Origin of the sequence: Nocardioides epinepheli (assembly GCF_037936805.1) — a bacterium.
GTDB lineage: Bacteria > Actinomycetota > Actinomycetes > Propionibacteriales > Nocardioidaceae > Nocardioides.
Window position 1 is genome coordinate 21,508 of the sequence record NZ_JBBMMC010000002.1, and the last position, 26,296, is coordinate 47,803.

General features: G+C 71.3%; 21 protein-coding genes. 13 read left to right on the top strand and 8 right to left on the bottom strand.

What is annotated here, in order from left to right; all coding sequences use genetic code 11:
• Positions 1–131 precede the first annotated feature (131 nt).
• The 3 genes from WMR31_RS03545 to WMR31_RS03555 all read left to right on the top strand — a co-directional run bounded on the left by WMR31_RS03545 (position 132) and on the right by WMR31_RS03555 (position 5,701).
• The gene (locus tag WMR31_RS03545; RefSeq protein ID WP_340537394.1) at positions 132–3,731 is read left to right on the top strand and encodes an ATP-binding cassette domain-containing protein; all 3,600 of its coding nucleotides are present in this window, start codon (positions 132–134) and stop codon (positions 3,729–3,731) included.
• Positions 3,732–3,828: 97 nt separating this feature from the next.
• A complete protein-coding gene (locus tag WMR31_RS03550) occupies positions 3,829–4,239 on the top strand; it encodes a hypothetical protein (protein ID WP_340537395.1) in 411 nt (136 codons plus the stop codon).
• A gap of 136 nt (positions 4,240–4,375) precedes the next feature.
• Positions 4,376–5,701 carry an MFS transporter gene (locus WMR31_RS03555; RefSeq protein WP_340537396.1) on the top strand — a complete coding sequence of 442 codons (1,326 nt, stop codon included), beginning with the start codon at positions 4,376–4,378 and terminating at the stop codon, positions 5,699–5,701.
• On the opposite strand, the gene WMR31_RS03560 is transcribed toward WMR31_RS03555, so the two are convergent.
• Both WMR31_RS03560 and WMR31_RS03565 read right to left on the bottom strand, forming a co-directional pair.
• Positions 5,592–6,722 carry a GNAT family N-acetyltransferase gene (locus tag WMR31_RS03560; protein WP_340537397.1) on the bottom strand — a complete coding sequence of 377 codons (1,131 nt, stop codon included), beginning with the start codon at positions 6,720–6,722 and terminating at the stop codon, positions 5,592–5,594. The genes WMR31_RS03555 and WMR31_RS03560 overlap by 110 nt on opposite strands.
• Before the next feature lie 58 nt (positions 6,723–6,780).
• A complete protein-coding gene (locus WMR31_RS03565; protein WP_340537398.1) occupies positions 6,781–7,539 on the bottom strand; it encodes a maleylpyruvate isomerase family mycothiol-dependent enzyme in 759 nt (252 codons plus the stop codon).
• Positions 7,540–7,577: 38 nt separating this feature from the next.
• Here WMR31_RS03565 and trpS point away from each other — a divergent pair, with 38 nt between their 5' ends.
• From trpS to WMR31_RS03580, 3 genes are read left to right on the top strand one after another with little or no spacing between them, the layout of a single operon-like run.
• The gene (gene trpS, locus WMR31_RS03570; RefSeq protein WP_340537399.1) at positions 7,578–8,639 is read left to right on the top strand and encodes a tryptophan--tRNA ligase; all 1,062 of its coding nucleotides are present in this window, start codon (positions 7,578–7,580) and stop codon (positions 8,637–8,639) included.
• A gap of 9 nt (positions 8,640–8,648) precedes the next feature.
• Positions 8,649–9,173 (top strand): 2'-5' RNA ligase family protein, encoded by a 525-nt coding sequence (locus WMR31_RS03575; RefSeq protein WP_340537400.1) that lies wholly within the window; start codon positions 8,649–8,651, stop codon positions 9,171–9,173.
• 4 nt (positions 9,174–9,177) lie between these two features.
• A complete protein-coding gene (locus WMR31_RS03580) occupies positions 9,178–10,215 on the top strand; it encodes a YihY/virulence factor BrkB family protein (RefSeq protein WP_340537401.1) in 1,038 nt (345 codons plus the stop codon).
• Positions 10,216–10,238: 23 nt separating this feature from the next.
• On the opposite strand, the gene WMR31_RS03585 is transcribed toward WMR31_RS03580, so the two are convergent.
• Positions 10,239–10,799: an isochorismatase family protein gene (locus WMR31_RS03585; RefSeq protein ID WP_340537402.1), complete on the bottom strand. Its 561-nt coding sequence runs from the start codon at positions 10,797–10,799 to the stop codon at positions 10,239–10,241.
• Between the two features lie 17 nt (positions 10,800–10,816).
• On the opposite strand from WMR31_RS03585, the gene WMR31_RS03590 reads away from it, so the two are divergent.
• Entirely contained in the window at positions 10,817–11,845 is a 1,029-nt protein-coding gene (locus WMR31_RS03590) for a helix-turn-helix transcriptional regulator (RefSeq protein WP_340537403.1), read from the top strand.
• On the opposite strand, the gene WMR31_RS03595 is transcribed toward WMR31_RS03590, so the two are convergent.
• The 4 genes from WMR31_RS03595 to WMR31_RS03610 form a co-directional block, all read right to left on the bottom strand.
• Complete coding sequence (locus WMR31_RS03595) at positions 11,805–12,548, bottom strand: succinate dehydrogenase/fumarate reductase iron-sulfur subunit (protein WP_340537404.1); 744 nt, start codon at positions 12,546–12,548, stop codon at positions 11,805–11,807. The genes WMR31_RS03590 and WMR31_RS03595 overlap by 41 nt on opposite strands.
• A 49-nt stretch (positions 12,549–12,597) precedes the next feature.
• Positions 12,598–14,622 (bottom strand): fumarate reductase/succinate dehydrogenase flavoprotein subunit, encoded by a 2,025-nt coding sequence (locus WMR31_RS03600; protein WP_340537676.1) that lies wholly within the window; start codon positions 14,620–14,622, stop codon positions 12,598–12,600.
• Positions 14,623–14,646: 24 nt separating this feature from the next.
• On the bottom strand, positions 14,647–15,360 hold the full coding sequence (locus WMR31_RS03605) for a succinate dehydrogenase cytochrome b subunit (protein WP_340537405.1): 714 nt from the start codon (positions 15,358–15,360) through the stop codon (positions 14,647–14,649).
• Positions 15,361–15,458: 98 nt separating this feature from the next.
• Positions 15,459–16,523 (bottom strand): glycosyltransferase, encoded by a 1,065-nt coding sequence (locus WMR31_RS03610; protein WP_340537406.1) that lies wholly within the window; start codon positions 16,521–16,523, stop codon positions 15,459–15,461.
• Positions 16,524–16,682: 159 nt separating this feature from the next.
• On the opposite strand from WMR31_RS03610, the gene WMR31_RS03615 reads away from it, so the two are divergent.
• Positions 16,683–18,266, top strand: a complete 1,584-nt coding sequence (locus tag WMR31_RS03615) for a DUF1800 domain-containing protein (RefSeq protein WP_340537407.1) — start codon at positions 16,683–16,685, stop codon at positions 18,264–18,266.
• A gap of 4 nt (positions 18,267–18,270) precedes the next feature.
• Positions 18,271–19,536: a DUF1501 domain-containing protein gene (locus WMR31_RS03620; RefSeq protein ID WP_340537408.1), complete on the top strand. Its 1,266-nt coding sequence runs from the start codon at positions 18,271–18,273 to the stop codon at positions 19,534–19,536.
• Positions 19,537–19,552: 16 nt separating this feature from the next.
• On the opposite strand, the gene WMR31_RS03625 is transcribed toward WMR31_RS03620, so the two are convergent.
• Entirely contained in the window at positions 19,553–21,499 is a 1,947-nt protein-coding gene (locus WMR31_RS03625; protein ID WP_340537409.1) for a vWA domain-containing protein, read from the bottom strand.
• 174 nt (positions 21,500–21,673) lie between these two features.
• Here WMR31_RS03625 and WMR31_RS03630 point away from each other — a divergent pair, with 174 nt between their 5' ends.
• The 4 genes from WMR31_RS03630 to WMR31_RS03645 all read left to right on the top strand — a co-directional run bounded on the left by WMR31_RS03630 (position 21,674) and on the right by WMR31_RS03645 (position 26,288).
• Positions 21,674–22,195: a helix-turn-helix domain-containing protein gene (locus WMR31_RS03630; protein WP_340537410.1), complete on the top strand. Its 522-nt coding sequence runs from the start codon at positions 21,674–21,676 to the stop codon at positions 22,193–22,195.
• 75 nt (positions 22,196–22,270) lie between these two features.
• Entirely contained in the window at positions 22,271–23,422 is a 1,152-nt protein-coding gene (locus tag WMR31_RS03635; RefSeq protein WP_340537411.1) for a serine/threonine-protein kinase, read from the top strand.
• A 117-nt stretch (positions 23,423–23,539) separates the two neighbouring features.
• Complete coding sequence (sdhC, locus tag WMR31_RS03640; RefSeq protein WP_340537412.1) at positions 23,540–24,367, top strand: succinate dehydrogenase subunit SdhC; 828 nt, start codon at positions 23,540–23,542, stop codon at positions 24,365–24,367.
• Positions 24,368–24,398: 31 nt separating this feature from the next.
• The gene (locus WMR31_RS03645; protein WP_340537413.1) at positions 24,399–26,288 is read left to right on the top strand and encodes a fumarate reductase/succinate dehydrogenase flavoprotein subunit; all 1,890 of its coding nucleotides are present in this window, start codon (positions 24,399–24,401) and stop codon (positions 26,286–26,288) included.
• Positions 26,289–26,296: the final 8 nt, after the last annotated feature.

Here is a 26,296-nt window from a genome sequence, read left to right on the forward strand (position 1 = left end):
GTTTCTGGGGCTTCGCGCATACGACGCCGACCGCGGCCGACCTGTGACGCGGCGGCGACCGGTGACCTCGCTCACCCCGGCCGTTAATCGAGATGAGACCGTCGGCGGTCAGGCGTAGCGTCTCTCCAGCGATGAGCACGACGACCACCACCGAGCCCGCCACCCGCGCGGCCGATCACCCCGGCACCTCCGACGCCATCGATCCCACTCGGCGGATCGACCGGCGTCGGCTGCGCAGCGCGGTCACGTGGTGGGCGCTGGTGCTCTCGGCCGTCGCCGCGGTCGGCCAGACGCTGGGCACCGTCGTCGCCGGTCGCCTCGCCGAGAGCCCCACGACCCTGCTGGTCTGGCTGCTCGCGCTGTGCGTGGTCGGTGCGGCACTGCTCAACACCATCGGCCGGACGATGTGGTCGGCCGTGGTCGACCGCGCGGAGGGCAAGCTGCGCGCCGATCTTCTCGACGCCGCCCTGCACCAGCCCCTCGAAGCCCTCAACGAGCAGGCGGTCGGGGAGATCCTCGACCGGATCGACGACGACACCCACGAGATCGGGGCCCTGCTGCGCCGCCAGATCTGGGACGCGCTGCGCACCGTGTTCGCCGCCGTCCCGATGTGGGTCGTCGCGGGCATCACCTGGTGGCCGGCCTGGATCCTGTTCCCGCTGTTCGCCGGGCTCGCGTTCTGGCTCGTCAAGGGCAAGCTGCCCGAGATCGGCGAGCGGACGGTCGTGGAGGAGATGGCGTGGACCGACCACGCGGCCGCGATGGAGGAGGGCGTCACCGGGCGCGACGACCTGCGCACCAGCCTGGGCCAGGCCCACGTCGTCCGACGCCTGGCGCGGCTCTCCGGCGTCGTGCACCGGCGGTTCGACGAGCTGCTGCTCGTGCAGGTCCGAGTGACCCGCCGTACCGGAGTGATCCTCCACGCGCTGCTGGCCGGGATCGCGCTCGGCGGCATCGCCATGGTGATCGGCGACGGCCTCAGCGTCGCGCGACTGGTCACCTTGTTCCTGGTCACCAGCACCTTCGTCGGTCAGGTCGACATGATGGCGCGGCACCTGCCCGACATCCAGGCCGGCCTCGGTGCGCTCACCCGCCTGCGCCAGCTCGCCGCCACCGAGCCCGAGCCGGTCGGCGGCCTCGCCGTCCCGCCCGCGCCGCTCGACCTCGAGCTGCGCGATCTCCACTTCTCCTACGCCGAGGGCACCTTCGCGCTGCGCGACGTCGACCTGTACGTGCCCGCCGGCCAGACCTGTGCCCTGGTCGGGCGCACCGGGTCGGGCAAGTCGACCCTCGCCTCGCTGCTCTCCCGCGCGGTCGATCCGGCACCCGGCACGGTGTTCCTCGGTGGCGTCGACGTCCTCGACCTCGACCTCCAGGAGCTGCGCGCCGCCGTCGGTGTGGTCACCCAGCGCACCGAGATCCTGGTCGGCACCCTGGTCGAGAACATCACCTTGTTCGCCGACCTGCCCCGCCAGCGGGTCATCGACGCCCTCGCCGAGCTCGGTCTCACCGACTGGGTCGCGGGGCTCCCCGACGGCCTCGACACCGACCTCGGCCCCGGCGGCACCACCTTGTCGGCGGGGGAGGAGCAGCTGGTCGCCTTCGCCCGGCTGCTGGTCCGCGACGTGTCCGTGGTCGTCCTCGACGAGGCCACCGCGCGGATGGATCCGCTCACCGAGGCGCTGGTCGTGCGTGCCTCCGAGCGCCTGCTGCGCCACCGCACCGGTCTGCTCGTCGCGCACCGGCTCTCCACCGTGGCACGCGCCGATCTCGTCGCCGTGCTCGAGGCCGGCCAGGTCGTGCAGCAGGGGCCGCGGGTGCGCCTGGCCACCGAGCCCGGACGCTTCCGCGACCTGCTCGAGGCAGGCGGCGACGGGCTTCTCGAGGAGCACACGGCCACCGATGAGCCCGATGACTGCGATCAGTCCGATGAGCCCGATCCGTCTGTCGCGGGCGGCACCGGCTCGCTCGCGGTCGGTTCCGTCGGTGGCCTGCGCCGTACGGGGGCCGCGCCGGTCCTCGCCGATCCGGGCGATGGCCCGAGCCTGGCGCGCGGCATGCTCTCGGCCCTGACCATCAAGCCCTCGTGGGGCGCGTGGGCGGCCTTCCTGTTCCTGCTCTCGAGCGTGTTCGGGGCCTTCGGCGCAGTCACCGGCTATCTGTGGGGCACGCTGGTCGAGCGCCTGCAGCAAGGCGCCGGCTGGGACGCCACCACGGTCGCGCTCACCGTCGCCGTCACCGGATCGCTCCTGGCCGCACCCCTGGTGCTCGGCTCGGCGATCCGGCGCTACCCGCGCTGGTGGGTCGAGGTGATGCTCCGGGTGCGGATGGCCGTGCTGTTCGGCCAGACCCGGCAGCACCGTCTGACGCGGACCCCGGCCGGCGAGGTCGTGGCCCGCTCGATGGACGCCGACCGCTACGCCCGCTACGCCGACCGCTGGGTCGACTTCATCAACGGCGCCGCGATCGTCGTCTTCACCGCGATCGCGGGTGGCAGCCTGCTGGCCGGCGCCGTGCTGCTCGCGGTCATGGTCGGCTCGGCGCTGGCCTCCGCATTGGGACGTCCGATCGCCGGCCGCTCGGCGGCGGAGTCCTCCGCCGCGCGCGCCCGGTTCGGGCGGTCTCTGGTGTCGGCCCTGGAATCCGCGCGCACCGTCAAGCTGGCGGCGGCCACCCCGGCGGTCCACCGCCACCTGCGCCAGGTCGACAGCGGTCGGGTCGAGGCCGCCGTGTTCGAGCACCGCGTCCAGGCGATCCTCGACGGCGTCCCGATCGTGATGGTCCAGTGCGGCGTCGTCGCGGCCTGGGCCACCTACTTCCTCGGCGGCTGGGGACTCGCCACCGCGATCCTCGTCGCGGGCGCCGTCAACGGCTTCGACTGGTTCGGCCGTGTGGCCGGCGCTGTGGTCACCGAGGCACCTGGCACCCGCGCCTGGCAGAAGGCGACCGCGCGGCTGGCCGGCGGAGTCGACCTGATGACGCTGCCGCCCGAGGTCGACCTGGTGCGTGGTGAGGCGCCCGCGCCGACGCAAGGCGCCCGGGTGCCGCTGCGCTCGCTGGAGCTGCGCGGGCTCACCGCCGTGCACGACGACGGCACCCGCGGCGTCGTCGACGTCGACCTCGACGTGGAGTCCGGCGAGCTCGTCCTGCTCCTGGGACAGGTGGGCTCGGGCAAGTCGAGTCTGCTGGCCGCGCTGGCCGGGCTGGTCGAACACGAGGGTGAGATCCGCTGGAACGGCGTGGAGGTCGACGACGCTCAAGCCTTCCTGCGCCCCGGTCAGATCGCTCACGTCGCCCAGGTGCCGCGGGTGTTGTCGGGCACCTTCGCCGACAACATCGCCCTCGGGCACCTCGACCGCGACCTCGAGACCGCGGTCGCCGACGCCCGCCTGGGGCGCGACGTGGGTGACGCCGGTGGGGTCGACGCGGTCGTGGGTCACCGCGGCGTCCGGCTCTCGGGCGGACAGGTCCAGCGGCTCGCGCTGGCACGCGCGCTGGCGGCCGACACCGAGGTGCTCCTCGCCGACGACGTCTCCAGCGCGCTGGACGCCGCCACCGAGGTCGAGCTGTGGGGTGCGCTACGCAGCCGCGGCACCACGGTGATCGGGGCGACCTCCAAGCGCGCCGCGCTCGCCCAGGCCGACCGGGTCGTGGTGCTCGTCGCCGGCGAGGTCGCCGCGGTCGGTACCTGGCGCGAGCTCGCGCCGAGATGGGGACACCTCGCCGGGTAGTGCATCGGAGTTGCCGGGGTTCGATCGATCAACGGGCGCTCGCTCGCTCGACGGGTGGAGGTCGGCCGGGGTGGAGTGCCCTGGCACGCTTGGCGCCATGCACAAGGCAGCTCTCGCCGTCGTGGCCCTCCTCGCGGCCGTCGGTCTCTCCTCCTGCTCGCAGGCCAAGGACGCCGCCAAGGAGACTGCGACCGATGCCGCCTGCTCCCTGGCCACCAGCGTGGTCGACGAGACCAGCGGGCAGGCGGGGCAGGCGATCGACGAGATCGGCGCCGATCCCCGTTCCGCCCAGCGCGAGCTGAAGGGGATCCGCAACGCTCTCGCGACGGCGGAGAAGGGACTGTCCGGCGACGTCAAGAAGCAGATCGCCGACGCCCGCGGCGCCGTCGACGACCTGCTCGGCCAGGCGAGGTCGGCGGCGGAGGGTGCCGACGTCGACATGCAGGCCGTCTCCCGCGCCCGCGGGAAGTTCGACGACGCGATCGACGGCGTCCGCAACCTCTGCTGAATCCAGGCTGCGCTTTCGTAGCGTCGGACCGGACCACGACACGAGGCGCCGGTCACACGGCGAACGTGGAATAGGTCGCCGTCGGGGGCGGGTTGAACAATGACGTGCAGCCCGCCCTCTCCTTCCGAAAGCCCTGATGACGTCCACCGCCACGACCCCCGCGTCGAAGTCATCGGCCCAGGACGCCCCCCGGGCGACCCACTTCGGGCTCGCCGTGCTCGCGCTCGCGATGGGCGGGTTCGCGATCGGCACGACCGAGTTCGTCACGATGGGGCTGATCCGCGAGATCGCCCGCGGTGTCGACGTCTCCATCCCCACGGCGGGGCACGTGATCTCCGCCTACGCCGTCGGCGTCGTGGTCGGAGCACCGGTGCTCGCGTTCTTCGGCGCCAAGTGGCCTCGCCGGGCGTTGCTGATCGGGCTGATGGTGTTCTTCACCGTGTTCAGCGTGATGAGCGCGATGGCCTCCAGCTACGGATGGCTCATGGTGGCCCGGTTCTTCGGTGGCGTCCCGCACGGCGCCTACTTCGGTGTGGCCTCCCTCGTCGCCGCAGGTCTCGCCCCGCCGGGGCGCAAGGGCCGCGCGGTGGCGGCGGTGATGCTCGGTCTGTCGGTGGCCAACGTCGCCGGCGTCCCGGCCGCCACCTGGCTGGGGCAGCAATTCGGGTGGCGCGCGGCCTACTGGTCGGTGGCGGTGCTCGCGGTGGTCACGATCGCCTTCATCCTCGCGTTCGTTCCCTCCTGCCCGGGCGACGCCGAGGCCACCGGACGACGTGAGCTCGCGGCGTTCTCCAAGCCCCAGGTCTGGCTCACCCTGCTCGCCGGCGCGATCGGCTTCGGCGGCATGTTCGCGGTGTTCTCCTACGTCGCGCCGACGGTCACCGAGGTCGGCGGACTCGGCGACGGCGCGGTGCCGGTGTTCCTGCTCGTCTTCGGTCTCGGCATGGTCGCCGGCACCTGGGCGGCCGGACCCCTGGCCGACTGGTCGGTGTTCCGGGCGCTGGTGCTCGGCTCGGCCGGCTTGGCCGTGGCACTGCTGGCCTACTGGCTGTTGGCCCCCACCGGCTGGGGCCTGCTCCCGGTCGCGTTCGTCGTCACCGTGCTCGGCTCGATCCTCGTGGTGAGCCTCCAACTGCGGCTGATGGACGTCGCCGGTGACGCCCAGACCCTCGGCGCGGCGATGAACCACGCCTCCCTCAACGTCGCCAACGCACTCGGTGCGTGGCTCGGTGGCGTCGTGATCGCCGCCGACCTCGGCTACCGCGCCCCGGCCCTGGCCGGCGTCGCGCTCTCCCTCGCCGGCCTTGCCGTCATCGTGACCTCCGGTCTCCTGCACCGCCGCGCCGGCGGCCTCACGCCTGCGAGCCGGCCGCCCACTCGGAGTCGAGGACGTCGTAGAGCACGACGTCGGCGCGACCGTCGCGGACCCGGGTGGCCCGACGTTCGCCGCCGGTCTCGGTGAAGCCGGCCGCCTCGGCGACGTGCCGCGAGGCGGCGTTGTCGACGGCGCACACGATCCGGACCCGTCCCACGCCGAGCTCCTCGAAGGCCCAGGTGGTCACGACCCGCACGGCCGCCGTCATGACGCCGCGGCCGCGTGCCTCGGGGTGCGCCCAGTAGCCGATCTCGACGTCGTCGTCGTTGAGGTCGAAGAGGCTGATCGCTCCGAGGAGCGGTGCGGGCGCGTCCGGCGAGTCCGCGGTGATCGCCCACGTCGTCCCGGTGCCGGTGGCGCGCTTCTCGGTGCAGGCCTGGCGCCAGGCCCAGGCGTCGTCGGCGGTGTAGGGCGAGGGCATGAGGCCCAGCCATTGCTGGGTGCGCGGGTCCCCGCACGCCTCCACGATCCGTGACGTGTCGTCGTCGGAGACCGCCCGCAGGCACACGCCGTCGCCGCGCAGCTCGGGCACGTCGAGCCACCGGTGACGCGGCTCGCGGGGCTCGTCGGCCACCAGTGTGCCGACCCAGCCGTCGACCAGCTCGCCGCGGAACACGTGGGAGTGCCGCAGCACGCCGTCGATGCGGAACCCGAGCCGCCACGCCACCTTGCGCGAGGCCCAGTTGCCCTTGTTCGCGCGCCAGATGACCGTCTGGAGACCCTGGGTGCCGAAACCCCACTCCAGCAGCAGCCGCAGGCCCGCCTCGATCGCGCCGGTGCCGCGAGCCTCGGGGTGTGAGCCGTAGGCGATCTCGGCCAGCCCGTGTCCTTCGTCGCGCAGCGCGATGTTTCCGGCGTACCGCGGACCGTCGCCGGTGTCGTGCTCGACGGCGAAGATCCACTGCGACCCGTCGGCCCAGGCGTTCGGCGCGATGACCTCCACGAACTCCCGCGCGTCGGCGAGCCCGAACGGCACCGGCACCTGAGTCCACTCGATCGAGAGTGGATCCACGCACTGCTCCAGCACTCCGGCGATATCGCGCTCGTCCAGGGCGCGGAGGGTCACCGTGCCGATCGACGTCGTGGAGCTCAGGGTTGGAACGGTCATGCGCCGAACCCTGACACGGCGTCGGGCCAGGACGCATGTCGATTTCGGCGCAGCGACATCACCGAACCGCAGACCTCTCCCACAGCGGCCAGAAGTCGGAGTCGAGCTCGTCGGAGCGCTGCCAGAGCGCGAGATAGAGCTGGGCAGCGGTGCCCTCGATGGTGCGGTCCCCGGTGAGATCGACGTCCGCGCCGTCGTGGCGCGTGACGCGGGGAGGCTCGTTGCTCACCTCGATCAGGTAACCGCGGTCGGCGTCGGTGAGGCGCACGGCGAGGGTGAGCGGGGTCTCCGACCGCAGCTTCGAGCGCGACCTCGGCACGAAGCCCAGCAGCAACTCGTCGACGCCGTCGAGGGCGAGGTCCGGGCCGATCCAGGTCTCCTCGGCGCGTGGACGACGCCCGAGCGCGGCGGCCAGCGCGTCGACGGCGTGGATCGTGGTCTCGTGACACTGACGGCGAGCCCAGAAGGCGCGCGGTGGGGGAGCGTCGTGCAGGAACGCTCGCGGCGTCGCGCCGTCGGCGGGTGCCTTCACCAGCGTCGTCACCAGCTCGATCGCGCCGTCACGAAGCCACTCGACCGGATCCGCGCTGCTGCGCCCGGCCTTCTCGACCGGGTCCCAGTCGACCTCCACGCCGGTGAACCCGCCGGCCGCCCAGCGGTGCACGGCACCCTGATGGCCGATCAGGCGGCGCACGGTCCACTCCGGGCAGGTGGGGACGTCGGTGTCGATGCCGGCTCTCTCGGCGTGCCGCGCGAAGGCCGTCATGGCGTCGTGGAGGCCGGCGAGGTGGTCGTCGAAGGCGAGGTGGGTGGGCACGCGCCGATGCTCTCAGGTCATCGGGAACAATGACCCGCATGCCTGCGGTGACCGAACCAGAGATCGCCGTCCCGACGGCTCCGACCAGCGGCGCACGTCCACGCGTGCTGTCCGGGATCCAGCCCACGGCCGACTCCTTCCACTTCGGCAACTACCTCGGCGCCCTGCGCCAGTGGGTCGACCTCCAGCGCGACCATCAGCCGTTCTTCTTCATCGCCGACCTGCACGCGATCACCGTCGAGCAGGACCCCAAGGTGCTGCGCGAGCGCACGCTGCGCGCGGCCGCCCAGCTCCTCGCGATGGGCATCGACCCCGCGCGCTCGGCGATCTTCGTGCAGAGCCAGGTGCCCGAGCATCCCCAGCTCGGGTGGGTGCTCGAGTGCCTCACCGGCTTCGGCGAGGCACGGCGGATGACGCAGTTCAAGGACAAGTCGGCCAAGGGCGGCGAGGGCGCCGCCTCGGTCGGGCTGTTCACCTACCCGGTGCTCCAAGCCGCCGACATCCTGCTCTACCGCCCGCACTACGTACCGGTCGGCGAGGACCAGCGCCAGCACCTCGAGCTCACCCGCGACCTCGCCCAGCGGTTCAACCACCGCTACAAGAAGACCTTCCGGCTCCCGGAGCCCTACATCCTCAAGGCGACCGCCAAGATCGCCGACCTGCAGGACCCCACCTCGAAGATGTCGAAGTCGGCCTCCTCGCCGGCCGGCATCATCGAGATGCTCGACCAGCCGTCGGTCAGCGCGAAGAAGATCCGCTCGGCGGTCACCGACTCCGAGGCCGAGATCAGGTTCGACCCGGAGGCCAAGCCCGGCATCAGCAACCTGCTCACCATCTTCTCCGCCCTCACCGGGACCGGCGTCGCCGACCTCGAGGCCGAGTACGCCGGCAAGGGGTACGGCACTCTCAAGGGCGACCTCGCGGACGCGGTGGTCACCTTCGTCACGCCGTTCCGCGACCGGACCCTCGAGCTGCTCGACGACCAGTCCTACCTGTCCGAGGTGCTGGCGCAGGGCGCAGCCCAAGCCGGCGAGGTGGCTCGCGCCACCTTGCGCGACGTCTACCAACGGGTGGGCTTCGTGGCTGCGACCGGCCGATAGGGTCGGGCAATGCCCACGATCGGAGTGGCCATCGCAATCCCCGAGCCCTGGGCGACACAGCTCCAGGACTACCGTGCCGCGGTCGGCGACACCACCGCGCCCACGATCCCGACCCACATCACCCTGGTGCCACCCACCGAGGTCGCCGACGACGGCGTGGCGGCCATCGAGGAGCACCTCGCCGCGGCTGCCGCGACGGTGCCCGCCTTCGACGTCCACCTGAGGGGCACCGGTACCTTCCGTCCGGTTTCCCCGGTCGTCTTCGTCACCGTCGCGATCGGCATCTCCCAGTGCGAGCAGCTGGCCTCCGCGGTGCGCCGCGGCCCGCTCGACGTCGACCTCACCTTCCCGTACCACCCGCACGTGACCGTCGCCCATCACCTCGACGACGTGCGTCTCGACCAGGCCTTCGACCAGCTCTCGGACTTCGAGTGCGAGTTCACCGTGGGCCAGTTCCATCTCTACGTGCACGAGGAGGACACCGGCTGGCGCCAGACGCGCAGCTTCGACCTCCTGGCAGCTTTGGGGGGCTGACTCGATGGCCGGATTCAAGCAACGTCTCGCGGCTGCCCGTGAGCGGCACCCGCACCTGAACCATCTGCTCCTGACCCACGAGCACTACTCGGCGGTCAACGGCAACCAGCAGGCCGGTGCCGTCACCTACTTCGCCTTCTTGTCGTTCTTCCCGATCCTCGCGCTGGCCTTCTTCGTGGTCGGCATGATCTCGCGGATCTATCCCGACGCCGACGAGAACCTCACCAAGGCGATCGAGTCGGTGCTTCCGGGGCTGGTCGGCGACGGCGCCAACCAGATCTCGCTGAGCGACGTGCAGACCTTCTCCGGCCTTGCCGGTGTCGTCGGTGTGCTCGGTGTCCTGTATGCCGGACTCGGCTGGGTCTCGGCGTTCCGGGCGTCGCTGGTCGTCATCTTCGAGACGCCGCCGCGCGACCTGCCTACCTTCGTCAAGGGCAAGGTGCGCGATCTCGCGGCGCTCGCGGTGATCGGTCTCGTGCTGCTGGTCACCGTGGCGCTCGCCGGCTTCGTCTCCGGCTTCGCCTCCGACATCCTGGGCTGGGTCGGTCTTGGCTCGGAGTTCGCGTGGGTGGTGCGGGTCCTGGTCCTCGTCGTGGGCCTGGCCGCGAACGCCTTCTTGTTCTACACGTTGTTCAACCTGCTCGCCGAGCCGCCGGTGCCGGCGAGCTCGCTGCGCTCGGGTGCGATCCTCGGAGCTGTCGGCTTCGAGATCCTCAAGCAGGCCTCGGGCCTGCTGCTGAAGTCGACCCAGGGGCAGCCGGCCTTCCAGGCGTTCGGGATCGCCCTGATCCTGCTGGTCTGGATCAACTACTTCTCGCGTCTGGTGCTCTACTCGGCCTCCTGGGCCTACACCACCCCCGAGGCGCGGGCGATCCGCCTCGCCCGGCCCACCGATCCGGTGCACGGCCCCTCGCTGCCTCGCCTCGAGCAGGTCGAGGACAAGCGTGCCCGGCTGCGCAAGCTGACCGCGCCGTTCGCGGCCGGCGCTACCGGGATGCTCGGCCTGGTGGCCTTCCTGCGCAAGAAGAACGACGTCCTGTAGCGCGCCCGGGGCCGCTGACCGACCTACCAGGTCACCTCGGCTGCCCTGACCACCTCGGTGGTGACGCCCGGGTACTCGGTGTCGCCGACGAAGAAGTTCGTGTAGGCGATGATCTCGCGGGCCCCGACCGGCACCTCGGTCCCGTCGGGCAGGGGCATGTCCCACGGGCCCTCGTCGGTGGTGTGGCCGTCGGCGACCAACACGGTGTCGTAGCCCTCGATCTGCGAGCGGGCGGCCGTGCTGCGGATGCAGGCATCGGTGGCGGCACCGCACAGCACCAGTCGGGTGGCCCCGAGTGCGTCGAGACGCTCCTTGAGGTCGGTCTCCACGAAGGCGTCGAGATAGCGCTTGGCGACGACCGGGTCGTCGGCACCCGGCCGCACCTCCGCCACGATCTGCCACGGATCGCTGCCGGGGACGAACGGACCGGATTCGTGCTGGACCCAGACGATCGGTACGCCGTCGCCGCGAGCGCGGTCGATGAGGCCGGCGATCCGGCCGATCACGCCATCGCGGTCCCAGCCCTGTGCGGTGTTGCCGTGCTGGACGTCGATCACGACGAGGACGGTCTTCGAGGTAGCCATGGTCGTACGCTAGCGACGTGACCGGACAGGATCCGACCGGATTTCCCACCGCTGGTTCGAGTCCGGCCGGCCGCGTGCTCGCCCTCCTCGAGCGGGTCCAGGAGCGCCCCGGACTCACCGCAGCCCAGCTCGCCACCGAGCTGGGGGTGGGCGAACGGTCCGTGCGCCGCTACGTCGGCACCCTCCAGGAGCTGGGCATCCCCGTCGTCGCCCGCCGCGGCCGCACCGGCGGCTACCACCTCGAGGCCGGATTCCGGATGCCACCGCTGATGCTGAGCACCGACGAGGCGGTCGCGCTCACCTTGACCCTCGCGGTCCTCCGGGCCGAGTCGGGGCCGACGGCGGCCGCGCTGGCCAAGCTGCGCCGGGCGTTGCCGCGCGACGTCGACGAGCGCGTCGAGGCGGTGCTCGCCGCCGTCGTGCCGCCGGCTCGGGCAGACCGTCTTGCGGCCGGCGCCGCACCCGACCCCGGCCTGCTCGCCACCCTTGCGGGCGGCGTCGTCGCCGAGCGGGTCTGCCGCATCGTCCACCGCTCGGGGGAGGAGCTCACGACCCGCGAGGTCAACCCGTACGGCGTGGTGGTCGTGCGCGGCCACCTCTACCTGCACGGCTGGTGCCATCTGCGTCGTGCCCGGCGCACGTTCCGGGTCGACCGGATCGAGACGGTCGCGCTACGGCCCGACGTCTTCCGCCGGCCGCGCGGACTGGACGTCGCCGCCGCCGTCGAGGCGTCGCTGGCGACCAGCTGGCAGGAGTGGCAGGTCTCGGTGGTGCTGCAGGCACCGCTGGCTGCCGTGCGGGCCACCATCCCGGGCTACGTCGGCGTCGCGGAGGCCGTCGACGACCACACGACGCGCGTGCGCCTGACGACCCGCAACCTCGAGGCCACCGTGCTCCGTCTCTCCGACCACGAGTTCGCGATGCGGATCGAGGAGCCGGCCGAGTTGCGGCAGGCGTTCGCGCGTCGAGCGCGCTGGATGGCCGCCGTGAGCGAGGCCGCGGGGCTCAGCGACCGTGGCGAAGCGCGGCGTGCAGGTCCCAGTTGAGACGCGAGATCACGTCGAGCGGGATCTCCTTGGGGCAGGCGGCCGTGCACTCACCGATGTTCGTGCAGCCGCCGAGGCCCTCGGCGTCGTGCTGGGCGACCATGTTCACCACGCGGGTGTCGCGCTCGGCCTGCCCCTGGGGCAGCTCGCCGAGGTGGGTGATCTTCGCGCCCAGGAACAGCGAGCCCGAGGCGTTCGGGCAGGCGGCCACGCAGGCACCGCAGCCGATGCAGGTGGCGACGTCGAAGGCCCGGTCGGCCTTGTCCTTCGGCACCGGGGTGGCGTGGGCGTCCGGCGCGGCACCGGTGTTGACCGAGATGTAGCCGCCCTGCTGGATGATCCGGTCGAACGCGCTGCGGTCGACGACGAGGTCCTTGATCACCGGGAACGCGTCGGCGCGCCACGGCTCGATCGTGATCGTGTCGCCGTCCTTGAACGAGCGCATGTGCAGCTGGCAGGTCGTGGTGACCTCGGGTCCGTGCGCCTGGCCGTTGATCATCAGGCCGCACATGCCGCAGATGCCCTCGCGGCAGTCGGAGTCGAACGCGATCGGCTCCTCGCCCTTGGCGTTGAGGTCCTCGTTGAGGACGTCGAGCATCTCCAGGAAGCTCATGTCCTCCGAGACGTCGTCGATCTCGTAGGTGTGCATCGAGCCGGACGCTCCGGCGCGCTCCTGGCGCCAGATCTTGAGGGTCAGCTTCATCGGGGGCCTTCCACGGCGTTGTGCGAGAGGGGAGAGAGGCGCAAGAGACTCACTTGTAGCTCCGCTGCTTCATCTCGACGAACTCATAGGTCAGGGGCTCCTTGTGGAGGATCGGCAGCTCGTCGTCGCCGGCGAACTCCCAGGCCGACACGTAGGCGTACTGGTCGTCGTGGCGCAGGGCCTCGCCGTCCTCGGTCTGCGACTCGGCGCGGAAGTGGCCGCCGCAGGACTCGCGCCGGTTGAGCGCGTCGATGCACATCAGCTCGCCGAGCTCGAAGAAGTCGGCAACCCGGCCGGCCTTCTCCAGCGACTGGTTCATGCCGTCGGTCTCGCCGAGGACCTTGACGTTGCGCCAGAAGTCCTCCTTCAGGCTGCGGATCAGGTCGATCGCCTTGCGGAGCCCTTCCGCGGTGCGCTCCATCCCGCAGTACTCCCACATGATGTGGCCGAGCTCGCGGTGGTAGGAGTCGACGCTGCGGGTGCCGTTGGTGCTCATCAGCTGGGCGATCCGGCCGGCGACGGCGTCCTGTGCCGCCACGACAGCGGGGTCGTCCTCGGCCACCTTCTCGAAGGGCCCCTCGGCGAGGTAGTCGCGGATGGTGTTCGGGAGCACGAAGTAGCCGTCGGCCAGACCCTGCATCAGGGCCGAGGCCCCGAGCCGGTTGGCGCCGTGGTCGGAGAAGTTGGCCTCGCCGGTGACGAACAGACCGGGGATGCTCGACTGGAGGTCGTAGTCGACCCAGAGCCCGCCCATCACGTAGTGCACGGCCGGGTAGATACGCATCGGAGTGGAGTAGGGGTCCTCGCCGGTGATGCGGGCGTACATGTCGAAGAGGTTGCCGTACTTGTCCTCGATGGCATCGCGGCCGAGGCGCTCGATGGCGTCGGCGAAGTCGAGGTAGACGCCACGCCGGACGCCGTCGACCTCCGGGCCCACGCCCCGGCCCTCGTCGCACATGTTCTTGGCCTGGCGCGAGGCGATGTCGCGGGGCACCAGGTTGCCGAAGGCCGGGTAGATCCGCTCCAGGTAGTAGTCGCGCTCGTCCTCGGGGATGTCGCGGGGGTCCTTGGTGCAGTCGGCCTGGTTCTTCGGGACCCAGATGCGGCCGTCGTTGCGCAGCGACTCCGACATCAAGGTGAGCTTCGACTGGTGCGATCCCGACACCGGGATGCACGTCGGGTGGATCTGGGTGTAGCAGGGGTTCGCCATGTAGGCGCCCTTGCGGTAGGCCCGCCACGAGGCGGTGACATTGCAGCCCATCGCATTGGTGGAGAGGAAGAAGACGTTGCCGTAGCCGCCGGAGGCCAGCACGACGACGTCGGCGAAGTAGGTCTCGATCTCGCCGGTCACCAGGTCGCGGACGATGATTCCGCGGGCGCGGCCGTCGACGACGATCAGCTCGACCATCTCGTGGCGGGTGTAGCACTTGACCGTGCCGGCGGCGACCTGGCGCTCGAGGGCCTGGTAGGCGCCGATGAGGAGCTGCTGTCCGGTCTGGCCGCGGGCGTAGAAGGTGCGCGAGACCTGGACGCCGCCGAAGGAGCGGTTGTCGAGCAGGCCGCCGTACTCACGTGCGAAGGGGACACCCTGGGCCACGCACTGGTCGATGATGCCGGTGCTCACCTGGGCCAGCCGGTAGACGTTCGACTCGCGCGAGCGGTAGTCGCCGCCCTTGATGGTGTCGTAGAAGAGCCGGTAGATCGAGTCGCCGTCGCCCTTGTAGTTCTTGGCCGCGTTGATGCCGCCCTGGGCCGCGATCGAGTGCGCGCGGCGCGGGGAGTCCTGGTAGCAGAACGACTTGACGACGTAGCCGGCCTCACCGAGGGTCGCGGCCGCCGAGGCACCCGCCAGCCCGGTGCCGACCACGATCACCGAGAGCCGGCGCCGGTTGGCCGGGTTGGCGATGCGGGCCTCGAACTGCCGGGTGTTCCAGCGCTCGTCGAGAGGACCCTCGGGGGCCTTGGTGTCGGCGATCGGGGCGCCGTCGACGTAGTAGCCGGCGGCGTCGTCGTAGCGCTCCTCGCCGAGCTGCTCGGTGTGGGAGGCGTCGAAGGTGTTGGTGGTGTCGGGCATGTCGGTCATGTGGGGTCCCTCAGATCAGTCGATGACGCCGGCGAGCACGAAGATCGGCACCAGCGAGAAGCCGCCGGCGATGACCACGGCGAGGATCATGCCGATCGCCTTGGCGTTGCGGCGCGCCTTGGCGTTGTTGGTGAGGCCGAGCGTCTGCGCCGCGCTCCACGTGCCGTGGTGCAGGTGCATGCCCAGCGCCACCATCGCGATGAGGTAGATGACCGTGATCCACCAGACCTCGAAGGACTGGACCAGAAGCGTGTACGGGTCGCCGGCGGCCGCGCCGGTGTCGCCGGTCTTCGGGTTCACCTTGCCGATGGTGAAGTTGATCAGGTGCCAGATCAGGAAGATCAGGATCGTGATGCCACCCCAGCGCATCCAGTGCGAGGAGATGCTGGAGTGCACGTTGCGCTTGGAGACGTACTTGATCGAGCGGGCCTTGTCGGCGCGGCGCCAGAGCGCGAGCGCGCTGCCCACGTGCACCACGAGCGCGAGCAGCAGACCGACGCGCATGATCCACAGGAAGCCCTCGTGCGGGAGCAGCGGCTCGCCGAGCACGCGCAGGTGGTGCGCGTAGTCGTTGAAGGCGCGCTGGCCCGAGAAGGCCTTGAGATTGCCGTACATGTGCCCGAGCACGAAGCCGATGAAGAGGATGCCGCTGGCGGCCATCAGCATCTTCAGCGCGATGGTCGTCCGCGCGGCGCGTGCGCCCTTGACCAGGGCAGGGCGAGTTGTCATCACCACGTGTGCACTCTAGGGCCAACCGGAGGCCTCGCCGCACCCGAGTCCTGTGACATAGGTCGCGTCGCGGCTCCCGCGGCGCGTCCAGAAGCCCGTCAGGCGGCCAGCATGCGGGCCGGCTGGAGGTGCTCGGCGACGAGCTCGTCGACCGCGTCGATCCAGCTGCGACGGCGCACGACCTCCCGTCCCTCGGCGCCGAGCAGGCCCCGGCGCCGGTCGGCGACCACGGAGGCGACGGCACGCAGCATCGCGCGGGGATCGGCCGGGTCGTAGAGCAGCCCGGTCTCCAGGTGCCGGACGACGTCGCGGGCACCGCCGCTGCGAGGTGCGACCACCGCGACACCGGATGCCGCGGCCTCGCGCAGCGCGTGCGCGCACGTCTCGTGCTCGCCCGGGTGCACCAGGACGTCGAGTGTCGCCATAGCGACGGTGAGGTCGCCGGGGCCCAGCCGTCCGGTCACCTTCGCCTGGGGGAGTCGTGCCTCGAGCCACTCGCGCTGGGACCCCTCGCCGATCAGCACGGGGCGGATGCCCGGCAAGGCGGCCAGCTCGGCCAGCCGCCGCACGCCGTGCCGCTTGTGCAGTCCGCCGACGTAGCCGACGACGACCAGCGGCTCGGTACCGGCGCGCCGGGCCGAGCGCGCCCGCGACCAGGAGTCGTGCAGCCAGGCGTCGCGCAGCGCGGGGGTGAAGGCCGCCGCGTCGACGCCGGGACGCCACAGCCGCGCGGTGACGCCGAACTCGGCGACCCGGTCGAGCATCCACGTCGAGGTCACCAGCACCCGGTCGGCGCGATCGGCCACCCGGGTCCGCCAGTACCCGGCGCTCACGTCGAGTACGGGGGACTGCTCGACCACCAGCGAGGGGATGCCGGCGCGGTGGGTGTGGCGCAGGACCCGGCGGCCCAGCGTGCCGGGGGAGGTGACATGCACCAGGTCGGGCTCGAAGTGCTCCAATGCCGCCTTGACCTGGGGAAGCGTCGGCTCCAAGGGGCGGATCCGCACCACCTGCGAGGTGCGATAGGTGCCCAGGCCCGGGCCTGGGGTGATGATCCGGACGACGTGACCGAGGTCGACCAGGCGGTCGGCGACTGCCTTGAGGGTGGTCGTCGTGCCGTCGACCGCGGGGTAGAAGGTCTCGGTGACCAGCGCGATCCTCACCCCCTCACGGTGGGGCCACGCGGCATCGGGGCCACCACACGGATCCGACGTCGCCGTGGCCACCAGATGAACGCTTCGATTTGCGCCGCGGCGGTTCACCCCTATGGTGTTCCTCGCTTCCTCCGGTGCCCGTCCCACGACACCTGGAGTCCTCTGCTCATGCCCGTCAGCTTCACCAGCACCACCAGCACTGCCCGTCAGCTCGTCCAGCAGGAGCCGGTCAACCAGTCGGTAGGCCAGTCGATCGGCGAGGCTGCTCCGGCGACCCGGCGTCGTCCGGGCAAGCGTCCCGGCAAGAAGCGGGTGCGACTGCTCGCACCGGCCGACCGGCACCTGGTGCGGCGCTTCTCCTACGGCATCACCCCCGAGCTCGCCAAGCGCGTGCGCAAGGCGGGTGGCGGCCTCGCCTGGTTCGAGCAGCAGCTCTCGCCGGGCTCGATCGCCGACCCGCAGGTCGACGCGCTGGCCGGTTGGTACCCGAGCCTGCGCCGCGGCCCCTCCGAGCTGTGGCGCCGTCAGGTCAAGGAGATCGAGGGCGGCTGGGAGGTGATGGACGACTACGCCCGCTGGCTGCTGCTGCGTCGCATCAAGACCCGGCGCCCGGTGTTCGAGATGATGGTCGAGTTCTGGGAGAACCACCTGCACGTCACCGCGGTCGGCGACGGCCAGTTCACCCATCGCGTCGACTACGGCAAGACGATCCGCCAGCACGCCCTGGGCCGCTTCGACGACATGCTCGTCGCCGCGATCACCCACCCGGCGATGCTCATCTACCTCAACGCGGCCGAGTCGACCAAGGAGCACCCGAACGAGAACCTCGGGCGCGAGCTCCTGGAGCTCCACACCGTCGGCGTGGGCAACTACGACGAGCGCGACGTGAAGAACTCCGCACGGATCCTCACCGGCTGGTCGGTCGACATGTGGGAGTCGTGGCGTCCGCAGTACAACCGCGAGGACCACTACGTCGGCCGGGTCAAGGTCAAGGGCTTCGCCGCCAAGAACGGCAACGACGACGGCCGCGCGGTGACCCGCAAGTACCTGCGCTACCTGGCGCACCACCCGCAGACCGCGCGGCGGATCGCCCAGAAGCTCGCGGTGAAGTTCGTCAGCGACCGTCCGCCGGCCTCGCTGGTCGACCGGCTGGCCCGCGTCTACCTCGACAACGACACCGCCATCAAGCCCGTGCTCCGAGCACTTGTGCGCTCCTCTGCGTTCCAGAACGCGGCGGGCAAGAAGGTGCGCGACCCCGGAGAGGACGTCGTCGGCACCTATCGGGCGCTGGGCATCTCGGTGTCGCAACCCCCGAAGGGCGACCGCGCAGGCCGCTCGGCCGCCGCGACGATGCTCTACTCGGCGCAGACGATCGGGGTGTCGCCGTTCGGCTGGCCGACACCTGACGGGCAGCCGCTCGACGGCGCCGCGTGGGCCTCGCCGTCCAGGCTGCTGGCCTCCATGCGCTTCCACCTCGACCTCGCCGGCGGCTGGTGGCCCACGGTCGCCGTGGGGTACCGCGAGCCCAAGGACTGGCTCCCCAGACGGCAGGTCCGCTTCGAGGATCTGGTCGAGCACGTCGCCCGGATCACCCTGCACCGCCACGCCTCCGACCGCCTGGTCGAGGCGTGCTGCCGCGCGACCGGCGTCAAGCGCCGCGAGCTCGTCGACGCCGAGCACGAGCTCGTGCAGTGGGGCTTCCCGCGCTTCCTCTCCGTCTTCCTCGACTCGCCCGACCACCTGAGCAGGTGACCCGATGACCTCGACCACTCCCACCACCGGATCCACCCACGCGTGCTGTGACGAGTACGCCGCCACCCGCACCGGCGTGTCCCGTCGTGGCCTGATGAAGGGCGCGGTGGCCCTGGCCGGCGCCAGCACGGTCGTCGGCGGCGCCGTCGTCACGGCCTCGCCCGCACAGGCGCGTTCGGCGTCGTCGGTGCTCGTCGTGCTGTCGTTGCGTGGCGGCGCCGACGGCCTCAGCCTCGTCGTGCCGCACGGCGACCGCGCCTACTACCAGGCCCGCCCATCGATCTCGGTGGGCTCGGACCGGCTGCTCCACAAGGACGGCATGTTCGGGCTCCACCCCGCGTTCGCGCCGCTCTCCTCGTACTGGCAGGCGGGGAAGGTGGCCGCCGTCCAGGCCACCGGTCTGCCCGTGGCGAACCGCTCGCACTTCGCCGCCATGGAGGAGATCGAGGACGCCGATCCCGGCACCACCTCGCGGGTCGGCTGGCTGAACCGGCTGGTCGGCACCACCTCGGGCAACTCGCCGCTGCAGGGCTTCGGGGTCACCGGAGGCGTGCTGCCGACCTCGCTGTACGGGCCCACGCGCGTGATGTCGGGCGGCGCCGCCGACGCCCTGGCCATCCCCGGCGCCGACGGCGACGGACTCAAGAAGGCCTCGCTGCGCACCGTGTGGAAGGGCAACAAGACACCACTGGGCCGCAGCATGGCCTCGGTGTTCGACGCCGTCGGCGAGGGGCGCGCGATCCGCAGGGCCGCCAGCAACAAGTCCGACTACCCCGACACCGACCTGGGCCGGGCGATGGCCACCGCCGCGCAGATCATCCGCGGCAACGTCGGTGTCGAGGTAGTCACCGTCGACCAGGGCGACTGGGACATGCACGTCGGCGCCGGCGGTGCCGACGGCGGCTGGATGAACAACAACATCCGTGACCTCGCCGGCTCGATGGCGGCGTTCCTCGGCGACCTGGGCTCCCAGGCCGACAAGGTCACGCTCGTCACGATCAGCGAGTTCGGTCGCCGGGTCGTGGAGAACGACAGCGGCGGGACCGACCACGGCCACGGCAACGTCATGTTCGTCGCGGGAGCAGGGGTCAAGGGCGGGTATCACGGGCGCTGGCCGGGCCTGGGCACCGGCTACGAGTCCGACCTGAAGGTCACCACCGACTACCGGCAGGTGTTCGGCGAGCTGGCAGTGAAGCGATTCGGCGCCTCGACGTCGAAGGTGTTCCCCGGGCTGAAGTACCGGCCCCTCGGCGTCGTCCAGGCTCGCTGAGGGCCGGCCCCGACGCTCAGCTCGACGTCGTCCTGGCTCGCCTGAGGCCGAGCACCACGGCCGCGGCCAGGGCCGCGACCCCCAGCCCGCCCAGGACCAGGCTCAGCCTCGAGGGGCCGCCGTCGTCGTCCCCGGGCGAGGAGGCGGTCTCCTGCGTTGGGTCGGTGCCCTCGGTAGCGGGGTTCGCGGCGGTGGGCGAGGGCGCCTCGCTCGGCTCGGCGGTGTCGGAGGGCTCGGGGGTAGCGGGCTCCGCCTCGACGACGCTGGGGCCGGTCGTCGGGGTACCCGACACGTCGACCTCGAGCTCGAACGGGACGGCGATCGAGGGGGTGCCGGCCGGGCGGTCCAGCCTGAGCACGATCGTGTAGGCCCCGCTCAAGGATGCTGCGTCTTCGCGCTCGATGTTCGCGAAGTTGATGACCGGGGTGGTCGCCTCGACGCGTGTGTTGCCGTCCTTCAGCAGCAGGTCGGAGGCGGACGTACTGGGCTCGGTGAACACCGCCTCGGCCGAGGCGCGGCTCGGTGCATAGATCCCTGCCGCGGTGGTGGTGCCGTCGGCCACCTCTGCGCTCTCGCCGCGCAGCGCGGGGTACCGGGCCGAGACGGCGACCTGCTGCCCCCAGTCGGCATCGACGCTGAAGGTGAGCAGCTCGCCGGGCACGATCGTGCCGCGATAACTGCCCGGGGTGAGCTGCTCGGCGTCCAGGAACGAGACGCCCCCGCTCACCTCCGTGCGCCTGCCGGTCGCGGGCGGCTGGATCCATGCCGTGGAGGTGCTCGCCTCCGGCAGGGTCTCGAGGTCTTCGACGGGGTGCAGCTCGGTGACCCGGATCTCGGTCGGGGTCTGCGGCGGGTTGCCGAGGTACTCGATGTGGAGCAGCAGGCGCGATGCGGTCAGGCAATCCTCGTCGCTGGTGTAGGGCGTGACCGAGGCCGCGGCGCTGGCCAGCCCGCCCTGGTCGCCGACGCCGTTGCCGATGCTGCAGGTCGAGCCGCCCTCGGTCTCCAAGGACACATCCAGGTTGTCGACCCCGCCCTCGGCGGCGACTCGGTAGGCCGCGCCGGCGATCAGCGTCGACCCCTCGGCGGAGCGCTCGACGGCGTAGTAGGTGTCCTTCGCCGGGGGAGTGGTGGGGTCCAGCCAGTCGCCCGCGGTGATCACCGGAGCCGACGCTGGATCGGCGGCGCCGGTGACGACCCGGCCGACCGGCGTGTACGGACGAGCCGCACGCCGGCTCACCGCGCTCAGCGAGTCCCGCAGCTCGGTGCGGTTCGAGGCGTCGTAGTAGGTGCCGTTGCCGGCGTCGGCGATGCAGGTGAGCTTGCGGCGGGCGGCGTCGTCGACGTCGAGGCCGACGACGTCGATGTGCAGGTCGATGCCTTGGCGCGACAGCTCGCGGGCCACGTCGCACGGGTCGGGCTCGCAGGTGGGCTCCCCGTCGGAGACCAGCACGATGGTCCGGCGTCCGGTCTCGCCCAGGTCCTTGCCGGCCTCCTGAAGCGCGTAGCCGATCGGCGTCTCGCCGTACGGCTTGTACTTCGCCACCTCGCGGCGCAGCGCCTTGCGGTTGCCGGTGCCCAGCGGCACCACCTGTTGGGAGTCGGTGCAGGCACCCGGCTGGTCCCCGGAGAACACCGTAGCGCCGTAGACCCGCAGGCCCACGTCCTGGTCGTCGGGGAGCTGCGAGATGACGGTGTCGAGTGCCCCCTTCGCTGCGCTGACCTTCGTCTCGCCCCCGTCGGCCCGCTCCTTCATCGAGCCGGACGAGTCGAGCACCAGCATCATCCGCGCCGGCCCAGCTCCCTCGTCGTCAACCGCTGCGGTCGGTGCCGCCGCGCTCGACGGCGCGATCGGCGCGATCGGCGCGATCGGCGTGATCGCCGTGGCGGCGAACGCGGCCAGGACGAGCCCGGCCAGAGCGAGGCTGTGTACCCGACGTCCCCGACGAGTGCGTGATGCCATGATGTCCCCCATGCGCGGTTCCTTGTTTGCAATCGCAAAATTAACCGACCGCGCCGACTCGGTCAAGCCATTGCGCGTCGCTCGTTCGCGCGAAGGCACGGGGTTGCTGCTCGAGACCTCGGTTGACGACGTGTCTTTGCCGTCGCAAACTTGGTGCATGGAGAGGGTGCCGCTGTGACGGGCGACCGCGAGCAGGACATCCGCCGGGTGCGCGATCAGCAGACCGTCCTCTACGGCGCGCCGCTCGGCGACCTGATCGCCCGGCTCGCCGAGGACTACGGCCTGTCCCGGGGCCGGCTCGCCTCCATCCTCGGCCTCTCCGCCCCGATGCTCTCCCAGCTCGCCTCGGGCCGGCGGATCAAGATCGGCAATCCCTCGGCAGTGCAGCGGATGCAGCGCCTTCTCGAGGTGGCGCCCGACGTGCGCGCGGGTCGGATCGCGGCGGCCGACGCCGTCGCCAGGATCGAGTCGGAGCGGCCCGGATCGGTGCTCACCAGGGCCACCGACCGGCTGCCCCGGCAGGGCGCGCTCGATGTGCAGCTCGTGCTGCGCTGGGCTTCGAGTGCCGAGGACCTCGGCCGAGCCGCCGAGCTCCTGAGCGCCGACTTCCCAGCGCTCGCCGAGGTGCTGCGTGTCTACGGCACTGGTAGCGCGGCAGACGCCGAGGCCCACTTCGAGCAGGTCCGGCCGCGCTGAGCTGAGCCGGCGTCGTGCTGTGGCATCCTTTCCACCGGCATCAGCGACGGGCTTCGGCGACAGGCAGGACTGGCAGTGGGCGAGGTGGTGGCCGGCCGCGTCGAGCTGATCGACGTCCTCGCCTCCGGTGGTGGCGGGACCGTCTGGCGGGCCTGGGACCACCGGCAGTCGCGCTACCGGGCGGCCAAGGTGCTGCGCCACTCCGACTCGGACTCGGTCGTCCGGTTCGTGCAGGAGTCCAGGCGGATCATCGAGCACCCGCACATCCTGACCGCCCGCAACTGGTTCGGCGAGGACGACCGCGTCCTGTTCACCATGGACCTCGTGGCCGGCGGGTCGGTCGCCGACCTGCTCGGCGACTTCGGTGCGCTTCCCGAGGGCTGGGTCGTCGAGCTGGCCAGGCAGACGGCCGAGGCGCTGGTGACGGTCCACGCCGCTGGATTCGTCCACCGCGACATCAAGCCGAGCAACCTCCTCCTCGATGCCACCGGTCGGGGTGCGCCGCACCTGCGCCTGGCCGACTTCGGCACCTGCGCCAAGATCGGCGGCCCGAGACTGACGATCACCAGCGCAGTGCTGGGCACGCCCGGCTACCTCTCGCCCGAGGCGCGTCGGGGCGCCGATCCCGCGCCCGCGCAGGACATCTACGCACTCGGCGTCGTCATGCGCCAGATGGCCTCCGGCACCGACCCCGACGACCACGGCGCCCCGCTGCCGGTTACGCCGGAGCTGGCCTCGCTGATCGGCCGGATGAGCGCCGAGGAGCCCTCGGACCGGCCACGGTCGGCCGCGGAGGTGCGCGCCGAGCTCGCGGCGTTGCCCGGCGCGGGCGACCTCGCCAGCGGCGCCGCGGACGGCGATCCGATCGAGGTCTTCGTCCATCTGCCGCCGCTGCCCGCTCCGTGGGGGCCCGACGGCCCGACCGGCCCGACCGGCGAAACCGGCCCGCCGGGTCCGGTTCGGGCGCCGGCGGCGTCCGGCGAGCCCACCCGCCCGAGACCGACGCCGACGACGCGGGCGACCCCTGCCCTCCAGACGGCTATCGAGCCCGTTCGTCCATCGGCCGCCGAGCCCGAGCGCCGGGCCGGCTCGGCAGGGCGCCGTCTCGCCCAGCCCGCCGCGCCGCCCCCGCCCTCGGCAGCCCAGTCGCGCGTGCTGTTGTGGCCGATCGCTGCGCTCGCGGCCCTCGGCGTCGTGCTCCTCGTCCTCGCCATCGCCCTGGCCTGACCCTCGGTCCACGTGAGGTGCGGGGGCGCGTTCCTCGGTGTGGGCCCTTTCACATCGCGTCTACTTTGTGCAGACTCAGGCTGACTCGATCAGCCGACCGCACGGGCAAGGGGCGCGATGAGCACACGGACGAAGCACACCGGCGTCTTCGGTCCCACCCGCGCCCACATCGACGCAGCCACACTCCGCACCGACCGCTGGTGGATCCCGCCGCTGGTCACCTTCGTGCTCTTCTCGGCCTTCGTCATCTACTCGACGATCCGGGCGTTCAGCGGGTCCGACTACTACGCCAAGCCCTACCTGTCGCCGTTCTACTCGCCGTGCCTCGGCGACTGCGTCGAGGGCGCCTCGGACTTCGGCCAGCCGTTCGGCTGGTTCCCGTTGTCGGCGGCGCTGATCATCTTGATCTTCCCGCTCGGCTTCCGGCTGACCTGCTACTACTACCGCAAGTCCTACTACCGCGCGTTCTGGCTCTCACCGCCCGCATGCGCCGTCGCCGAGCCGCACGTGAAGTACACCGGCGAGACGCGGTTCCCGCTGATCTTGCAGAACCTGCACCGCTACTTCTGGTACGCCGCCATCGTGATCGGCTGCGTCCTCACCTTCGACGTGTTCCTGGCCTTCCGGCCGATGCCGGGCGAGTACGCCCTCGGCGATGGCGAGACCAGCGGCATCCATATGGGACTCGGCACCCTGCTGATGATCGTCAACGTGGTGCTCATCTGGCTCTACACACTCTCGTGCCACTCCTGTCGTCACGCGGTCGGCGGGCGACTGCGGCACTTCTCCAAGCATCCGGTGCGCTACAAGCTGTGGACCTTGGTGTCCAAGCTCAACGTCAACCATGGCCGCTACGCCTGGGCCTCACTGTTCTCGGTGGCCCTGGTCGACCTCTACGTGTATCTCGTCGCCAGCGGCGCGATCCAGGACGTGAGGTTCTTCTGAGCACCCACGACGTCGGTTCGAGGAGAGTCGCATGAGCAGTCCAGGACACGCAGCCCAGCCCGACGGCGCCGGGCGGCATCCGATGACCGGCAACGAGATGTCCGGCGCCGCCGAGGGCGGCATGGAACACCACCAGTACGACGTCGTCGTGGTCGGTGCCGGTGGCGCCGGTCTGCGCGCCGCGATCGCGGCGTTCGAGGCCGGCGCGCGCACGGCCGTGGTGTGCAAGTCGCTGCTCGGCAAGGCGCACACGGTGATGGCCGAGGGTGGCATCGCCGCCGCCATGGGCAACCGTTGGCCGGAGGACAACTGGGAGGTCCACTTCCGCGACACCATGCGCGGCGGGAAGATGCTCAACCACTGGCGGATGGCGCAGTTGCATGCGCAGGAGGCGCCCGAGCGGGTGATGGAGCTCGAGGACTGGGGCGCGCTGTTCGACCGCACCGACGACGGCCTCATCTCGCAACGCGACTTCGGTGGTCACAAGTACGCCCGCCTGGCCCACGTAGGAGACCGCACCGGCCTGGAGATGATCCGCACGCTGCAGCAGCGGGCGGTGGCGCTCGGCATCGACGTCTTCATGGAGTGCACGGTCACCGACCTGTTCAAGGATCCCGACGACGGCCGCATCAGCGGCGCGCTGGCCTACTGGCGCGAGACCGGCCGGTTCGTCCTGTTCGACGCACCCGCGGTGATCCTCGCGACCGGCGGCATCGGCAAGGCGTTCAAGGTGACCTCCAACTCCTGGGAGTACACCGCCGACGGCCAGGCGCTCGCCCTGCGTGCCGGGGCCTCGCTCATCAACATGGAGTTCGTGCAGTTCCACCCCACGGGGATGGTGTGGCCGCCGTCGGTGAAGGGGCTGCTGGTCACCGAGTCGGTGCGCGGCGACGGGGGGATCCTGCGCAACTCCGAGGGCGAGCGGTTCATGTTCGACTACATCCCCGACTTCTTCAAGGCCGAGACCGCCGACTCGGTCGAGGAGGCCGACGCCTGGTACGACGACAAGAAGAACAACCGCCGGCCACCCGAGCTGCTGCCACGCGACGAGGTGGCGCGGGCGATCAACGCCGAGATCAAGGCCGGACGCGGGTCACCGCACGGTGGGATCTTCCTCGACATCGCCTCGCGACGCTCGCCCGACTTCATCCGCAAGCGCCTGCCGTCGATGTACCACCAGTTCAAGGAGCTCGCCGACGTCGACATCACCCGTGAGCCCATGGAGATCGGGCCGACCGCCCACTACGTGATGGGCGGTATCGAGGTCGACCCCGACACCCAGGAGAGCCAGGTCACCGGGCTCTACGCGGTGGGGGAGTGCTCGGGCGGAATGCACGGGTCCAACCGGCTGGGCGGCAACTCCCTCGGCGACCTGCTGGTCTTCGGCAAGCGAGCCGGGGAGTTCGCCTCGGCCTACGCCGCCAGTCTGGGAACCCGGCGTCCGGCGGTCGCCGAGGCCGACGTCGCGGTCGCGCAGGCCAGCGCACTGCTGCCGTTCGAGATCGAGGGCGGGGAGAACCCCTACACGATCCAGAGCGAGCTGCAGCAGTCGATGAACGACCTGGTCGGCATCATCCGCACGGCCGGCGAGCTCGCCGAGGCGGTGGTGGAGATCGAGGCGTTCCGGCTCCGCGCCGAGCTGGTCAGCGTCGAGGGGAACCGGCAGTACAACCCCGGCTGGCACCTGGCCTTGGACCTGCGCAACATGCTGCTGGTGAGCGAGTCGGTGGCCAAGGCGGCGCTGGCTCGCGAGGAGTCGCGCGGCGGGCACACCCGCGACGACTTCCCCGGACCCGACGCCGTGTGGGGCACCAAGAACCTCGTCGTCCGGCTCAACGACGCCGGCACCGGCGTCGACCTGTTCGAGCAGCCGCTCGCGCAGATGCCCGGCGAGCTCATGCAGTACTTCGAGAGCAAGTGACCACGTGA

Coding starts and splice junctions, on each gene's coding strand:
- WMR31_RS03555 (WP_340537396.1), top strand. CDS start 4,376: ATGACGTCCACCGCCACGACCCCCGCGTCGAAGTCATCGGCCCAGGAC.
- WMR31_RS03615 (WP_340537407.1), top strand. CDS start 16,683: ATGCCCGTCAGCTTCACCAGCACCACCAGCACTGCCCGTCAGCTCGTC.
- WMR31_RS03580 (WP_340537401.1), top strand. CDS start 9,178: ATGGCCGGATTCAAGCAACGTCTCGCGGCTGCCCGTGAGCGGCACCCG.
- WMR31_RS03620 (WP_340537408.1), top strand. CDS start 18,271: ATGACCTCGACCACTCCCACCACCGGATCCACCCACGCGTGCTGTGAC.
- WMR31_RS03560 (WP_340537397.1), bottom strand. CDS start 6,722: ATGACCGTTCCAACCCTGAGCTCCACGACGTCGATCGGCACGGTGACC.
- WMR31_RS03645 (WP_340537413.1), top strand. CDS start 24,399: ATGAGCAGTCCAGGACACGCAGCCCAGCCCGACGGCGCCGGGCGGCAT.
- WMR31_RS03605 (WP_340537405.1), bottom strand. CDS start 15,360: ATGACAACTCGCCCTGCCCTGGTCAAGGGCGCACGCGCCGCGCGGACG.
- trpS (WP_340537399.1), top strand. CDS start 7,578: ATGCCTGCGGTGACCGAACCAGAGATCGCCGTCCCGACGGCTCCGACC.
- WMR31_RS03550 (WP_340537395.1), top strand. CDS start 3,829: ATGCACAAGGCAGCTCTCGCCGTCGTGGCCCTCCTCGCGGCCGTCGGT.
- WMR31_RS03545 (WP_340537394.1), top strand. CDS start 132: ATGAGCACGACGACCACCACCGAGCCCGCCACCCGCGCGGCCGATCAC.
- sdhC (WP_340537412.1), top strand. CDS start 23,540: ATGAGCACACGGACGAAGCACACCGGCGTCTTCGGTCCCACCCGCGCC.
- WMR31_RS03575 (WP_340537400.1), top strand. CDS start 8,649: ATGCCCACGATCGGAGTGGCCATCGCAATCCCCGAGCCCTGGGCGACA.
- WMR31_RS03595 (WP_340537404.1), bottom strand. CDS start 12,548: ATGAAGCTGACCCTCAAGATCTGGCGCCAGGAGCGCGCCGGAGCGTCC.
- WMR31_RS03625 (WP_340537409.1), bottom strand. CDS start 21,499: ATGGCATCACGCACTCGTCGGGGACGTCGGGTACACAGCCTCGCTCTG.
- WMR31_RS03585 (WP_340537402.1), bottom strand. CDS start 10,799: ATGGCTACCTCGAAGACCGTCCTCGTCGTGATCGACGTCCAGCACGGC.
- WMR31_RS03600 (WP_340537676.1), bottom strand. CDS start 14,622: ATGCCCGACACCACCAACACCTTCGACGCCTCCCACACCGAGCAGCTC.